At 48.0% G+C, this 16736-nt stretch carries 2 protein-coding genes (1 of these 2 running past the window's edge); both read right to left on the bottom strand.

The features are described from left to right. Window positions 1-3 precede the first annotated feature (3 nt). A complete protein-coding gene (locus C7R94_RS16075) occupies window positions 4-11307 on the bottom strand; it encodes an SDR family NAD(P)-dependent oxidoreductase (protein WP_106782780.1) in 11304 nt (3767 codons plus the stop codon). Between the two features lie 2 nt (window positions 11308-11309). Then, a protein-coding gene (locus C7R94_RS16070; RefSeq protein ID WP_106782778.1) for a non-ribosomal peptide synthetase crosses the window boundary here: on the bottom strand, window positions 11310-16736 show its end. 16011 nt of this gene lie beyond the right edge of the window; 5427 of the gene's 21438 nt are visible here — the last part of the coding sequence; the start codon falls outside the window, past its right edge — the gene reads right to left on this strand; the stop codon is at window positions 11310-11312.

Here is a 16736-nt window from a genome sequence, read left to right as displayed (position 1 = left end):
GGCTTACACGTATAGAACCGGTTTGTCCTGTTCTCTTGCTGATTGAGATTTCAGGGTGGTATTGACTAGAAATTCAGTCATGTGCTTCAGCGTTGGATAGTCCATCATCACAGCAGGTGTCAGTTCAAGCTTGTACTTCTGATTGATTTTCGCAGAAAACTCGGTGAGCTTGACTGGGTCGAATCCGTACTCCTTTAGTTCAATATCCGTATCGATTTCTTCGCTCTCTACCTTCAGGATTTGAGAGGCGAGTCGAATGATCGTTGCTTGTACGTCATCAAACAAGCTGTCCGCGCACGTATCTGCTTCTGATGCAAAATAGGCTGCTTTGGGCATCTCTTTTACTTTTAACTTGTTTTGAATGCTTGCCATGCTGGAGGAAATTTTGGCTGAAACGACTGCAACAGATTCCTGTGTATTGATTCCTTCCATCTCGAGTGGCTTGGTCGTTTTCATCAGCGCCACTTGATTCATCGGACCTGATAGCAAGGCTTCCAATGCCTCCATCCCTTCTGAAGGTTCAATCGAGCCTATGCCGATCTGTTCCATTCGTTCCTGATAGCCTTTAGACGCAACGATTCCAACACTGCCCCAGTATCCCCAGTTCATTACTTTCACCGCGCATGTCCATTCCTTGGCAAGCTGATGGGCGAAAGCATCTTTGAAGGCGCAGCCCGAAGCATAATTGCTTTGCCCGGGCGATTTCGTAAACGAGTTAATCGAAGAGAAAAACAGGACAAAATCCAATGGCTCCTCGCCAAACACTTGGCTCATCCGCACACTTACCTCTACTTTTGGTACTAGTCCGGCTCGGAAGGTCGTCTCGTCCATATTCGCCAGACTTCTATCAAGGAGAACAATGGCGGAATGAACCACGCCGTTAATCTTGCCATACTGCTCCATGATCTCCTCGTAAGCAGATTGCAGCGATTCGCGCTCTGTTGCATCGGCTTCGATGTAGTGCGGTGCCGGTCCTAGGCTAGCAAGTTGATTTATTTTGTTCTGAATCGACTCATCTTTTTTACGGCGACCGATCCAAATGATTTGTGCTTGATAGGTGCGGATCATGTATTCGCTCCACGCTTGTCCAATACCACCCGCGCCTCCAATCACAACATAGACGCCATGTTGTCGGTAGACGGTTTGGTTAATGGAAGGACTCTGCACGGGCATCAGCTGCTGACGATACCACGCGTGTCCACGATATGCCCAAGCGTTTCCATGAGCATCGGCAGGCAAAGCAAAAATATCACGTAGCGGCCAATCGGCATGTGCCTCCAAATCGACGAGTCTTACCTTCCAGTTCGGATATTCCTTCGCCATCGATCCGATCAATCCGTGGATGCTGGCATGCGTTGGATGGACCTTATCCTTTTTGTAGATAGCCTGAGCCTGGACAGTAATGATCGTCCAGCCCAAGTCTCTCGTCTGATACCCCAACGCAAGCAAAGCCTTGATCAAGCGGAAAACGTGAATAACGCCCCGCTCCTGCTCGTTCATCAAGGACTCGTCTTTTACGGAATCCACAGGGCTGTCAGGAGCAACCCAAAGAATATGATTGATCATACCCTGCTCCTCCAGCTTACTGGCGATTACCTCTATCGAATCAATGGGCTGAAGCTGGATAACAGAAGCTTGGGGGTAATGTGGTTGAAGGAGGCTTCTCTCCTTTTCTTCGGCGCAAACGATGACTACTTTTTCACTGGTTGCTGGAATGACTTCACCTTTTTCTACAGACACGGCGTTCCATACTGGAGTGAGCATCGTGGTTCCCATCAATGGTGGAGCGGAAGCCTGCGTTTCTCTCACCGTTGCACGCCGTTTTTCAATCCCAATTGAAAAACCTCTCATCCTCACGCCTATTCTGCCTGCCTCATCACATAGATCGATATCTATTTTCATATTCTCCGCTTGGACATCCTCACTGAATCGAATGAGAGCATACATCACAACAGGATGATTCTCGATGATCTCCAGCTCTTCAAGGGTAAAAGTACCATCTGGCTGGATGGAGCTGATGCTGTCAGAAGATGCAGCCTCCGTGATGAGATATCGAGATGACTGCAACAGAGGCTCCAGCAGGCTAGGATGGAGAATAAATTGTTCTGCTGTCTCCACGGCAATTGAAGGCAAGGAGAGTTTTACCAGAACTTGTTCCCGCGAACTGTATACTTGGTCAATCCCTTGAAAATTCGCATGATCAGCCATTCCACGTTCCTTTAACAGCTGGTAGCATTGTCGGGCTGTAAGCATCCCACTGCTCTCGGCTTGCAAAGCAGGTAGATCCAAAGCTGGTACTTCAGCGAGCGAAGTGAATTCGACCATACCTTGGCTGTGTACCACAGACCTGGTATCATCTTCATTCGATCCGCTGTAGATTTCATAGGCAAGCTCTCCAGTATCCTCTGGATAGATCCCCAGGTGTACCTGAACCAGATCATCGCCCACCAATAGCGGTTGATGTGTGACAATATGAGACATTCGGATTCCAGATAAAATCCCCTCTCTATCTCCTGCTGCCTGTTTCACTGCCGCACGTGCCATTTCCAGATAAGCAGTGAGTGGAAAGAAGCACTGCCCGTTTCGAAGATGGTCAGCCAAGAACGGCTCCTGTCCTGTAAAACTCGAGCTGTATCTTAGCTCATAGAGGTCAGAAGTGTTCTTGTGAAGCAATGGATGGAGGATATCCCCTCTAGCAGATGGAGTGTCGGTCATACCTGTTTCTATTGGCTTTTGAACGTCTATCCAGTATCGCTCTTTGGCAAAAGGATAGGTAGGCAAGCTGACGCGGCGCGGCTTTTCGTCGGTATAAAGCTTGTTCCAGTCAATAGAGACGCCCTTGACCCAAAGATCCATCAGTTTTGCGTATTTCCCCTTGGCAATCCATGTCTCAACTGTTTGCTTCATATCTTCATCAGCAAAAAGAGCTACCGTGTCATGGTTGCGTTTCACTCGCCCACGATACAGCTCGGCAATGTTCTCTGCGCCTTCTGCAAAATGCGTTAGTTTTTCCGCAAGCTCATTCACTGATCTGACGATAACAGCCAGGCGTTCCTCCAGCGCTTCCCGCCCTACCTGAAGCGTAAAGGCGATATCAGCCAAATGGGCATCGGTAAATGCTTCTTCTTTGATCGCCTTCAATAATCGATTCACTTGAGCGAACAGTCTCTCTTCGTTCTTCGCTGAGAGCACGATCACTTTTGGATGCTGTGGCTGCATGCTTCTCTCGGGCAGTTTATCTTTATTGAGATACTCTTCGATGACGATATGGACATTGGCTCCTCCCGCCCCAAATGACGATAGCCCTGCGATTCTCGGATACTCCTTGGTTACTCCGTTGACCTCAATGATTGGTCGTTTCCATTCTGCCAGCTTTTGCTGAACCGCAAATGGTGTATCACTGAAATCAATGTTTGGATTCATTACCTCAGCGTGCAGGGATGGTGCTATTTGACCATACTTCATTTGAAGCAATATTTTGGTCAATCCTGCAATTCCTGCCGCGCTCTCCGTATGTCCAATGTTCGACTTCGCCGAGCCGATGGCGCAGAATTGCTTGTCTTTCGTATATTGTCCAAATGCTCGAGTCAGTCCCGCAATCTCGATTGGATCACCCAAAGCGGTACCTGTACCATGCGCTTCGATGTAGCTGACGGCACGCGCATCCACTCCTGCCCTCTGTAATGCCTCGTGGATGACCTGCGACTGCGCGATGGGGTTTGGAACGGTATATCCATTTGTTTTGCCGCCTGCATTGAGCATACTTCCCTTGATCACGCCGTATATGTGGTCTCCGTCGGCAATGGCCTTTTGCAAAGGCTTCAATACGATAGCTCCCACACCTTCTCCATCTACAAAGCCGTCCGCTTGATCGCCAAACGACTTGCAGCGGTCACCAGCAGAAAGCATCGTCGCTCCAGACAGTCGAATATAGTGGAACGGATCAACAATTAAATTGACCCCGCCAGCGATGGCACATTCACTTGTACCGCTGTACAGGCTTTCCAAGGCTAAATGAATCGCCGTCAAGGAAGAGGAGCACGCCGTATCCACTGCTAGACTTGGTCCTTGGAAATTGAACAAGTAGGAAAGGCGATTCGCAATCGACCAGTAGCTCGTTCCTGCTGGGTAATTTCCATTCATGACACCCACAAACACACCAATTTTTCTGCTTTCTCCTAAAGTGGCAGGGGTGTAGCCCGCGTCTTCCATACTGGCGTATGCCGTTTGTAAAAATAAGCGCTCCTGAGGGTCCATCTGCTCCGCTTCGTTAGGCGAAATTTGAAAAAACAGCGGGTCGAATTTATCCATATCCTCGATGAAACCGCCCCATTTGGTGTACATGTATCCTCTTTTTCCTTTTTCTTCGCTGAAAAATTCTTGCCAATTCCAACGATCCTTTGGCACTTCCGTGATGCAATTCTTCCCTTCTTTCAGGCGAGTCCAAAACTCCCGGACATCCTCCGCTTGCGGATAACGACCTGCAAGACCAATGATCGCCACATCCTGTCTGGACGGCGCTGCTGGTTTTTCCGCTTCCGTATCAAGAGCTTGCAGGAAACGACGAGACTTTGCCTTGCGAACTGCCGAGCCAGCTTGCTCTCTGGTTGTCTTTGTAGAAGCTGCTGCGTTGGTTATTTGCTTTTGAACAGGCTGCTGTTCATCTATTCCTACTAAGGCTAGTAATTCATCCGCTTGTGTTGTCATGAAATGCTCGACTAGCGCATCAATCGTTTGATATTCAAAAAAGAGGGTCGTACTGATCTGATGCAATTTTTTCCGTAAGACATTTGTCATTTGCACAATCATAATCGAATCAATGCCATACTCCTCCAAGGCGGCAGAAGAATCGATCTGGTCAAATGGAATTTTCAGTGTTTCGCCGACCAATTGCTTGAAATAGGCTGTGCTTTTCTCCCGAAGCATATCCTCCGTACTTGTTCCCCGGTCTGCATTTGAAGCAACGGGTAGAGTTGAGGCTGATGTCCCCATTGATTTCTGCCGTTGTTTGGATTTACGGACAGCGCCGTCACTCTCAGCAATCATCATCTGTGGATAGGAGACAACTCGGTAGCCCTCATCTCTCAATGCTTTTTGCCAAGCTTCCAGAGGTAGTGAAAGACCTTCTGCGAGGTCTTGACGTTCATTTTGATCGGCCATCTCTCTTACTAGAAGCAGGCCATTCCTTTTTAAGAGATTCTTGCAGTTACGCAGGGTTTGGCGAATTTGTTGAGCTGTGTGCAGTTTATCAGCTGTGATAATCAGGTCGAATTCACCAGCATTTATTCCTTGTTCACCTAACGCCGCTTCTGGATCAAAAACTTGGAAGCTGATAAAAGATTGATAGCCATGTAATTTTTGTGAAAGTAAGGAACTAGTAGATTCTGTATCTGCTCCGATTTCGAGAATCCGGATTCGTGTTGATGAGTCCTGCTTCAATCTCTCCTTGATAAAGGCAGCCACTACATCAGCAAGCCCTTCATTTTCATGGACAGACAGCTGTAGCATGGATGGGTATATTGCAGAGTGAACATCCACCCATTCCTCTACCTTCATCCCTTCAATGACAATAGGCTTTGTGGTCTTCATGAAAGCAATTTGATCCATGGCTCCTGCGAGAAGTATCTCTATGGCTTGCATTGCTTCTGGAGGCTGAATAAGACCAATGCCGATTTCCTCCAAACGAAGATAGGTTTCTACCATCTCTTGGTGAGACTCTTCCACTTGCCCACTGCTCCAATATCCCCAATTGATCAGTTTCACTGCACATGGCCATGCTTGGGTCAATTGATGGGCATAGGCATCCTTAAAGGTACATCCTGCCGCGTAGTTGCTTTGCTTCGGGGCTTTCGTAACTGCCATGAGCGAAGAAAAGAATAAAACAAAATCCAACGGCTCGTTCTCAAACACCGAAGCGATGTTCACACTCACATCAACCTTAGACGAGAGCACTGCTCGGAAACCTTCCTCTTGCATGTTTTCCAAGCTTTCCTCCACCAGGACCATGGCAGAATGAACAACTCCGTCAATCCGTTGATGCGTTTGCTTTATCTGTTCATAAGCTTGTTGCAAAGCGTTCTGCTGGGTTGCATCTGCTGCTATATAATCTGGTGCTGGTCCATAAGCGGCAAGTCTATCCATCTTCGCTTGAATCTCTTCATTTTTTTGACGGCGACCAATCCATATGATCTGGGCTTGATAGGTACGAATCATATATTCGGTCCACGCTTCGCCGATACCACCAGCACCGCCAATCACCACATAAATGCCACCCTGCTTCATACGTGTCTGATCAATCGGAGGATGGTCGACGGTAAGCAACTGCTGGCGATACCATTCGCCCTGACGATAAACCCACGGACGCCCCTGACGATCTCTTGGCAGCTTCAACATATCGTCCAACGGCCATTCAGATTCGGCCTCCACATCCAAGAGTCGAATCTTCCAGTTTGGATATTCCTTCGCCATCGAACCAATTAACCCGTGAATACTGGCGTGGCAAGGATTCACAACATCTGTATGGGAAATAGGCTGGGATTGAACCGTGATGACACTCCACCCCAACTCCTTCCTTCCATATCCCAAGCGAAGCAAGGCTTTAATCGTTCGGAAGCATAGAATCACTCCCTGATCTTGCCCCGTGATTAATCGATGATCCGCCAAGGAATCTATCACATCAAAAGGAGCGATCCACACCAGATGATCAATGGAACCAAGCTCTTCCAGTCGATCTACGATTTCCTCAATCGTATTCTCAGCCTGAAGGGACAACACTTTTGCTCGTGGGTAGTATTGTTGAATAGCGCTCCTATTCTCTTCATTTCCGCCCACAATCACAACCTGCTCATCAGCAGTAGGGAAAAGCTGACCCTTCTCAACAGGAGTCACATCCCAAACAGCAGACAGCATGAGATTCCCCACAGGAGGCTCCAGAGAGGTTGCGGAAGAAGCGCTGCTCGAAGAAACAAGGCTCGCTTGCTTCCCATCCTCCAGCACTCGCATGGAATATCCTTTTATTCGCACACGAACGGTTCCTTGGTCATCGCATAAATCAATATCCAGCTTCTGCACCTTGTCGTCTCCGCTGCTGTTGGCACTGTAGCGAACGTACGCCCACATCGAGGATGTGCACTTGTCGTGAATTTCCACTTCCTCCATGGCAAAAGGCAAGGAGGGCTTGCGACTGGAATGACCATCCCCTGATGAGGTCTCTTCCCCAACCATCATCAGCCCGATAGATGCCTGTAAAGCCGAATCCATTAAGCTTGGATGAAGGACAAAAGGGTTTTCCATTTCGGAGACAGAGGCTGGCAAGGATAGCTTGGCTAATACTTTGCCCTCCCCTACATACAAGGTGTCAATCCCTTGATGTGCGGAACCATAATCCATTCCTATTGACTGAAAAATGCTGTAGCATTGTTCGGATGAAAACGCTCGTTGACTGCACTCCCCTTGTAAGGATGGAAGGTTCAGGGTATGTTTCTTTGCAACAGAATGAAGCATGACGCTGCCTTGACTGTGTACGGCGGGTTCTGCATCCATAGCCTCTATCTCGCTATAGATTTCAAAGGTAATCTCACCATTCTCTTCGGGAACAAGACCGATATGTATCTGTGCAGGCTGATCACCTACTACAATTGGCCGTGTCCAAACCACGTTTTTGAGTTGAATCAGGGCTGGTTCTTCAGTCAAGGCAGCCGTTGCTTGCTCTGCTGCTGCTCTCACCATTTCCAGATAGGCAACTCCCGGCAAGATTCTCTGCTTCTTCACTACATGATCTGATAAGAAAAACTCCTGACCTGTAAAGGTGGAACTAAACCTCTGTTCAGAAAAATCAGAAGTATTCCGCTGCAACAGTGGATGAATCGCAGTTTCGCTTGGGAATGGAGCTGCTGCCTTGCCGCTCACAGATTTACTATTGCTCTCTGGAATCCAGTAACGATTCTTCGCAAATGGGTACGTGGGCAAGGGAACGCGTCTAGGTTTGCTATTCAGGTAAAGCTGTTCCCAGTCCATTTCATAGCCAGTCACCCAACATTCAGCTATTTTTCTGATGTCGCCTTCTGCAATCCAGCTTTGGATAAGCTGTTGAGAGTCTGGGTCGTTGTTCGGCTTCACGCTCCCTTTCCAACAATGATCGATCGGATTCTCGCCTCTCGAAAAAGCTTCCAATTTTCCGATCAGCTCAGGTATATCCTCGACGACAAAGGCTACTCGTTCTTTCATCGCTTCTCGTCCAACTTGCAAGGTGTACGCCACATTTTCCAGATCAATTTGCGTTTCTAAATCAGCAAAAGACTGAGCTTGTATCTCTATTTCGTCTCGATGGCTATCCATGAGAGAAGCGATGACAGAAGCAATGGAACTGCTTTGATCGAACTCCTTGATTTCAAGCTGAATATTCAGCTCCTTTTGCATTTTTTGCTTGAGCTGTGTGAGTTGAACGAGGTCTACCCCGTATTCATGCCACTCTTGTTCGATCTCAATGCTGCTTTCTCCCACATGAATAATACTGGATAAAATCTTGCGCAGCTTCTTCTCCAGCATTTCTTGAAGCTGATTGTCAGATGATGCCCTTTTCAGAAAATCCGCCATTTTTTGCGCATAGGCTTGCAATCGTTCTTTATTCTTGGCAGATAGCGGAATCATCACTGGTTGATTTTTATGGCCGATGGCTTGCGTTTTCGCCTTTGTTTCAACTGGGATGTATTCTTCCAAAATAATATGGGCATTGGACCCCGAAGCTCCAAACGAGCTTACCCCTGCTCGTCTCGGAACGGTGACTTCTTGACCGTTTTCCATGCTCACCGATTTCCACTCTTCTGTCCGTTGCTGTACATAAAAGGGAGATTGCGCAAAATCAATAAACGGATTTACTTCCTTGGCATGTAAGGAAGCAACAAGCGTTTTATGATAGAGCTGAAGAACAGCTTTTTGCAGACCGCTGATACCTGCGGCAGATTCTGCATGCCCGATATTTGATTTCACCGAGCCTATGGAACAAAACTGTTGATCGTCTGTATATTGACGAAACGCTTTCACCAACCCTTGGATTTCAATCGGATCGCCTAAAGAGGTTCCTGTCCCATGCGCTTCCACATAACTGATCGTTCTGGCGTCCACACCGCTCTTTTCCAGGCATGCTGTAATCACTTCTGCCTGAGCAACAGGGCTTGGCACAGAAGGCCCGCTCACCGATCCGACGTGGTTCACACTGCTTCCTTTTACCACGGCATAAATGTGATCCCCATCCTCAATCGCTTTGCGCAATGGCTTCAACACGACCGTACCGACGCCTTCTCCAGAAACATACCCATCGCCATCCTTGCCAAAGGTATGACAATAGCCATCACTCGAGTGCATATCCATCATGCCGTATGACAAGTATTTGCCAGGATGCAAGGATAAATTGACGCCCCCCGCCAATGCTACCTCACATTCTCCGCGCTTGATGCTCTCCAGCGCCAAATGAACAGCCGTCAGGGAGGATGAGCATACGGTGTCAATCGCCATGCTCGGACCATGAAAATTGCAGAAATAAGAAACGCGATTGGCAATCGGTGCATAGTTCAAGGATAACGGGAACATTTCTCCCCGAGACATCGCTTCCGCTCCGATTAGGGAATAATCCTTGTGCATTACGCCAACAAAGACACCCACCTGCCGCCTGTTACTGCTGCCCCGAGGCGGAACAATCGTCTTCGGCGTATACCCCGCATCTTCCATCGCTTCCCAGCATGTTTCCAAAAACAAACGCTCCTGAGGGTCCATCGTTTCTGCTTCCCGCGGCGATATTCTGAAAAAGGGAGAATCAAAGCAATCAGGGTCTTCAATAAACCCTCCCCATTTGGATATTTGCTTTCCAGAAGGGGATTTGAGTTCTCCAAACTGCTGCCAATCCCAGCGAGATTTCGGGACTTCTTTAATGCAGTCTTTGCCCTCTTTTAAATTCATCCAAAATTCTTGGAGATTTGTTGCCTCTGGATAACGGCCTGCCATTCCGATGATCGCAATTTCTTCATCAGCAATCGATACATGACTCTTAGGGTTTGCTGATGAATCCACAACCCTGGCAGGTTGCGGCAACTCTTGTCTGCCTTCCTGTTTCATCAAGTCAAGCCCGCTGAATACGGAAGCATGATTCTCGGCCAGATAGGCGGCCAACTCAGCGATATTCGTATATTCAAACAATAAAGTAGGAGCCAGCGGCGTTCCTACTTTCGCTTCGACAGCCTTAACCACTTCCAACAAGCCCGGTGAATTCAGCCCCATTTCATAGTAACCAATCTGCGTATCAATCAACGCTGCTGGAACTTGTAATCGATCTGCCAGCAGTTGTTGTAAAAAGGTTTGTGCTTTACTCACTAAAGCAGACTGTGGCTCATCCAATTCATGAATGGGTCCTTCCGACAGTGATACCGTTTGCTTGGATGGTTGAATATCCACTCGAGGCAAAGGTACTTCTTTTTTATTCGGATTGATCAGACCAGGATCACGAACTAACTTGCCCGCAAAATTTTGCAAGTGGGCAATTTTTTTGCCTGAACGATCAAAGAACTCCATCGTCATATACATCAGTTCATTTTTTCGTTGGATGGATGAAGCTTGTACTCTGGCAAAGCAATGCTGCTGCAATAGATCGGAAGCACGAAAGGATTCATAAAAAAGCGGCAAAAATAGCCGTTGTTCTTCTTGGACTACCGAAGTGAACAAGACCATCGAGCCGATCGCAGACCCATCGATCAAGGTCGGGTGAAACATGAACCCTTCCGCACTGGGAAGGGCATGTTTACCGAGTGAAATATCTATTACCGCCGCTGAATCTGTTTCGTAAATCGTTCCTTCTGCCTTCATAAAACCTGTATGCACCAATTCCTGACGGCGGCATTGCTCATACACGTCATGCAGATCGACCTTTTTGTTTACCGCTTGTTCTAGCATGAGAAGATCCAGTGTTTCATCGAACTGCGCAGAGCCACTTTGACGCATTTCAGCAGTGACATAGAGCTTTTTCTCCGCGTCTAAACTGCCGTTGCGCTGTGTCTGGCCCTCCATCCGAATTTGCCACTGCCCTGCTTCGCCTTGCGTGCACTGAATGCTCAGCATGACATCATAATCTTGTCCCACCATGATCGGATGATAGATCGTTAGATTGCGAAGCTCAAGCTCGCGGTAATCATGACCATTTTCTCGAAACATTTGATACAACAGATCAATATGGGCTAATCCGGGCAACAGTTCCTGACCGTGCGCTTTATGATTTTTGAGGATTGGATGGTTGATCGTTATGAGAAGCTGATCATGCACTTTTATCCCTCCACTATTTGCCGCTTCCAAATACTGATCGTACGGTTGGGTTTCTGGCTCAGATATGTCAGTGTTTTTGTTGAACGACCTGTCTCTTCACGGTAGACGTCCATTCGGTTTAACGTCGGAGGTGCAATCGAATGTCGTTTGTTCGGACGTGAAACTGGCTCCTCCCAGGATTGTAAAACGACGTTGGCGTTGGTTCCCCCATCTGCAAAACAATTAATCGCAGCTATTCTGGGCGAATCGTTCCATTCAGAAAGCTGTCGCTGAAAATAAAAAGGCGTTGACTCCATATGGAAATGGGTCATCGGCTCTTGTCCTGAAAGGAACGGAACCAATTGTTGGTGTTTGAGCATCAGCACGACTTTTATCAAACTGGCAATCCCTTCTGCACATAATGGATGACCGATGTTTGGCTTAATCGACCCTAATCCGCAGGCCGCCTTATGAGATGAGCGATAGACAGACTGAATGGCTTTGAGTTCAAGTAAATCTGTAACCTCTGAACCCGAGCCGTTTGCTTCTATATAGCTGATTTGTTCCGGCTTCACGCCAGCTTTTGCCAGTGCCGACAGCATAACCTCTTTTTGGGCTTGCAAATTCGGGGTGGCAGGACCTGCCGTTCGTCCATCATTGTTGACCGCTACTCCCTTGATGACGGCATGTATTTCATCACCATCAGCCAGTGCTTGCTCCACGGTCTTCAATAGAACCATTCCTACGCCTTCTCCCAATACGAGGCCGCCCGCACGCCTGTCAAAAATATGGAAGGCTGGCTCTTCGCTTAAAATTCCTCTTTGATGGAACATCCGATGCGCTTCATCACCGTTTAACACGTTAACTCCGCCGACGATAGCAGCCTCAATCTCTCCACTACGAAGGGAGTGAATCGCCATATTCATCCCGACCAAGGCCGAAGAGCATGCGGTATCAATGACCATACTCGGACCTCTAAGATCGAAGTACTGGGAAATATTTGTGGCCAAATAGTTTTGTCCCACGGTCATAATCGGGTTTTGTGTTTGATGAAGATGCTCTTCACTTGGGCGATGATTACTTCTTGCCCCGATGTAGACGCCTACCGATTTTCCCTTGATGTCCTTCGATGTGTATCCTGCCTGATGCCATAGGTAAAGACTTTCCTCCAATACCAATAAGGCTTGCGGGTCCATGGCCTTGGCATCTTCTTTTGCGATCAGGAAGTAAGAAGGATCAAAAGCAGTAATGTTGTCCAGAAGTCCTGCATGATAGGAATTTTCATAACCCCAGCGTTCCTTGGGTACAGCTCCAATGGCTGAACGACCCTCTGCTAACAAATTCCAGTATTCTTCCACGCTACGAGCACCCGGAAAACGGCAAGAGAGCCCCACTACTGCGATGTCAGACGGATTTGCCTGACTATATGCAGTAGCCTGACTACTCACCATCTGACTTTTCACAGTCTCCTTACGGATGGGCTGACTCTTCGGATCGTCGCTCCTTTCAGGTGAAGCCAGCGTCAGTTCGTCAGCGATGGAATCGCCGTGATTGCTGGTTAGCCATTCTGCAAGTGTTTCGATGGTGGGATATTCATATAAAATCGTCGGGTCCAAGTCCTTGCCCAACCATTTACTGATCTCATTGATGACTTGGGCCAGTAGCACCGAATCGATCCCATAGTCTGGAAACTCTTTGTCTATCTCCAGTCTGGCAGGATCTATTTTCAGCTCTTTCGCAAACAGCTCAATCAGTCTTGTTTGCGCTGTCTTCACAAGATCCACTGAGCTTTGCGTCGGCTTGGCTGCTGGTGGACGATGCGGCGACAGGTTCGCACCAGAAGCTTCTTTCTTTTTGTGTTGCATTAACTGATGGGGTTCCCACAGCTCTTGGTTGATGGCTGCCGGGAACACGACAGGGCCCATCTTTTGCAAAAGAATGTGATCCAGTAATCGCAGTCCTTGCTCGTCAGTGATGTGTGCGAGTCCTGTTTGCTGATAGGCTTTGGTCGTAACTGCACCGATCCCTGTTTCCTTCCAGCTCGGCCACTGAATGCTGACGATCGGGCAAGAATCAGCATGTGCCTCTGCAAAATAATCCATATAGGCATTGGCTAACGCGTAATCACTCTGTCCCGCTGCCAAGGATGGAATGACTGCCGAAGCAGATGAAAAGAGAACGAAGAACTGTAAAGGCTCGTCCTTGCAGAGTTCGTATAGCGTATGCAGCCCAGCCATTTTCGGTTGTAATACCTGCCGAATTCCATCCGTCGATTTGCGAATAAACGCAGGATTTTGATCATCGCTAAAACCAGCGCAATGGATCACCCCGCCAATAGGCCCCATCGTTTGTTTCAACTCGTGCAAATGCTGTTGCCAAGCCTCTTCATCGGATAAGGATACAGATAGGACTTCAACCTGTACGCCTTGCGCTTCCAAAGCTTGTATTGCCCGAATTTTCTTTGCTGCGGAAGTGCTTTGCGTTTCATAGGCTCCCCATTGCTCGCGGGGCGGCAGACTTTCTCGCCCTGTGAGCACCAGTTTTTTGACGCCATAATGCTCTACAAAATGGTTGGCGCATAAATACCCAAGTCCTCGTGTACCGCCCGTGATCAATAGAACATGGTTCTCAGGGAAAACAAGCGCTGGCTCCTGACTGTTTGCCACCAGCTCTTCCTGAAGATAAGCGCTATAACGCTCACCCGATCGATAGCAAACCTCTGTTTCCTGATCATCAATGAGAAACTCTGCTGCAATCCTTTGCGCAAGTTCTTCTCCATCAGCCAATGGCTCCAAATCCACATGACGTGATTGCAGATGCTTGTATTCACTTTGCAGCATGCGGTACAAACCAACGCGTGAGGCACCCGCCAAATTGACAGAGTCATTCTGGAAGGATTCCAAGCCTTTTGTCACACCCAATAGCTTCAAGCCTTCCTTATGACCATTCTCAATGAGCTGTTGCAGCCATGGAATCCAAGCCAGCAAATCAGTCTGCTGATGTCCACAACCGACCAAATCTACGATGCCATCATAGTTTTTCCACTCCGTCTCATCTTGAAGGAATCGTGATTCGAGCTCGTTCAGCTCTAAGATTTCACTCTTAGCGAAATGGTTGGACAGCTGAAGCGCCAAATGCTTCGTTTCATCTGTTGTGAAAATACCTATCGTTCGATGAGTTACTTTAGTTGGCATCGCTAGGCAAGCCTTCCATTGCTTTTTCATAATTCGCATGTCTGGCTCATATGTGGATAGGGACGCTTCACCTGTAAATGATGTATATCCACCAGGCACCCAATAAGCTTCTCTGCTAAACGGATAGGTTGGAAGACTAATCCGGCGAGGCTTTCTCTCACCATACAAGCTGCTCCAGTCAATGTTCAGGCCTTTGACCCAAACGTCCAGCAATTTGCCGTATTTTCCTTTGTTCATCCAGGAATCAATCATTTGCGGCATATCATCATCTGCTGCAAAGATTGCCAAGGTGTCTTTATGACGTTTTACCTGTCCGTAGTACAGGTCTTCAATGTGCTTCTGTTTTCCTATGAATTGCTTCAATTTCTCTTCAAGTTCAATCATCGAGCCCGCAATCACAGCCAACCGTTCTTCCATCGCTTCTCGTCCCACTTGCAGGGTATACGCCATTTCAGCTAAATCCGTATCAGACAATCCCTGTTCCGCAATGGCTCCAAGCAGTCGTTGCACCCGTTGCTGAAGCTGCTCTTCATTCTTGGCCGACAAGAGAATCAACGCAGGATTTTGCGGACTTGCCATTACAATAGGCTGCTCTTGCGTTTTTGGAATGTATTCTTCAATTACTACATGGGCATTCGATCCGCCCGCACCAAAACTGCTCACACCGGCACGTCGTGGAACTTCCCGTCCGTCAATGACAGGGCGTTTCCACTCCGCCAGCTCTTGCTGAACAACAAACGGCGTCATGCTGAAATCAATATTCGGGTTGAGCACTTCTGCATGTAGGGATGGCGCTAATTGTCCATGCTTGAGCTGTAACAGCACCTTCGTCACCCCAGCAATGCCCGCTGCACTTTCACAATGCCCGATGTTGGACTTCGCCGATCCAATGGCACAAAACTGCGTGTCATTTGTATACGCTTGGAAAGCCTTCGTTAAGCCCGTAATTTCAATGGGATCGCCTAAAGAAGTCCCCGTACCGTGTGCCTCCAGATAGCTGATCGTCCGTGGATCGATTCCGGCTTTTTGGAAAGCACGTCCAATAACCCGAGCTTGAGCATTCGGGCTAGGTACATTGTATCCATTCGTTTTTCCTCCATGGTTAACCGCGGTTCCTTTTATCACACCATAAATTTGATCTCCATCGGCAATCGCTTTCGCCAGTGGTTTGAGCAGGACTGCCCCAACACCCTCGCCAGGTACATACCCGTCTCCGCCAATGCCAAAGCTTTCGCATCGTCCTTTGCTGGATGCGAATTTGCCTTGTCCAAGCATCAAGTATTTATTGGGGTGAATGGAAATATTGACACCACCTGCGATAGCAGCCTCGCATTCCCCTTGCTGTAAGCTTTGGCAAGCCAAATGAATGGTTGTCAGGGAAGAGGAACACATCGTATCGACCGCCATGCTAGGTCCATGGAAGTTGCAGAAATAAGAAACCCGATTCGCAATGGAGGCTGGACTTCCTGCCAGCGCCATCGGTCTGCCGAGCATCGTTTCCTGAGCTCCATAGAGCTGGTATTCTTCGTACATGACTCCGACATAAACCCCGACATTACCACCTAGGCCCATGCCAGGTGTCGAGCTTAGAGATTCACGAGTGTACCCAGCATCCTCTAAAGTCTCGTAGACGCACTCCAAGAACAAACGCTCTTGCGGGTCCATGATTTCAGCCTCTCTTGGTGTGATATTGAAAAATAACGGGTCAAATTGATCAACACCGTCCAAGAAGCCTCCCCACTTGCTGTAGGTTTTTCCTTGCTTTTTCTTATCTGCATCAAAGAACTGGCTGTGATCCCAGCGCTCTTCGGGAATTTCTGTGACACAATCCTTGCCATCACGCAGGTTACGCCAGAACTCACTCATATTTCTCGCTTTTGGGTAACGACCGGAGACCCCAATTATCGCAATGTCTAAGGCGTCATTTGCTGGTTTGGTTTCTCTCGTCGTTTCCTTCAACACGTAGCCTCTGCTCCTGCGGTTGTGGATCGCCGGTTCAACGCTCGACTTTTTAACAGGGGATGCCGTCGGTGCTTCTGTCTGATCCATGCCAAGGATACTCATCATTTGCTCTCGATGCGATGCCAGGAAGTATTTCGCAATTTCTTCGATGGTTTGATATTCGAAAAATAATGTTTTCGATAACGAACCAAACGTTTTTTCTAATTCATTTGTCAATTGCATGACCATAATCGAATCAATTCCGTACTTTTCCAACAAGGCGTCTGCTTCGATTCGGTCGATTGGCAGCTTGAT

This window comes from Brevibacillus sp. NRRL NRS-603, assembly GCF_003013445.1.
Classification (GTDB): domain Bacteria; phylum Bacillota; class Bacilli; order Brevibacillales; family Brevibacillaceae; genus Brevibacillus; species Brevibacillus formosus.
This window is presented reverse-complemented; position numbering and strand designations above follow the sequence as displayed.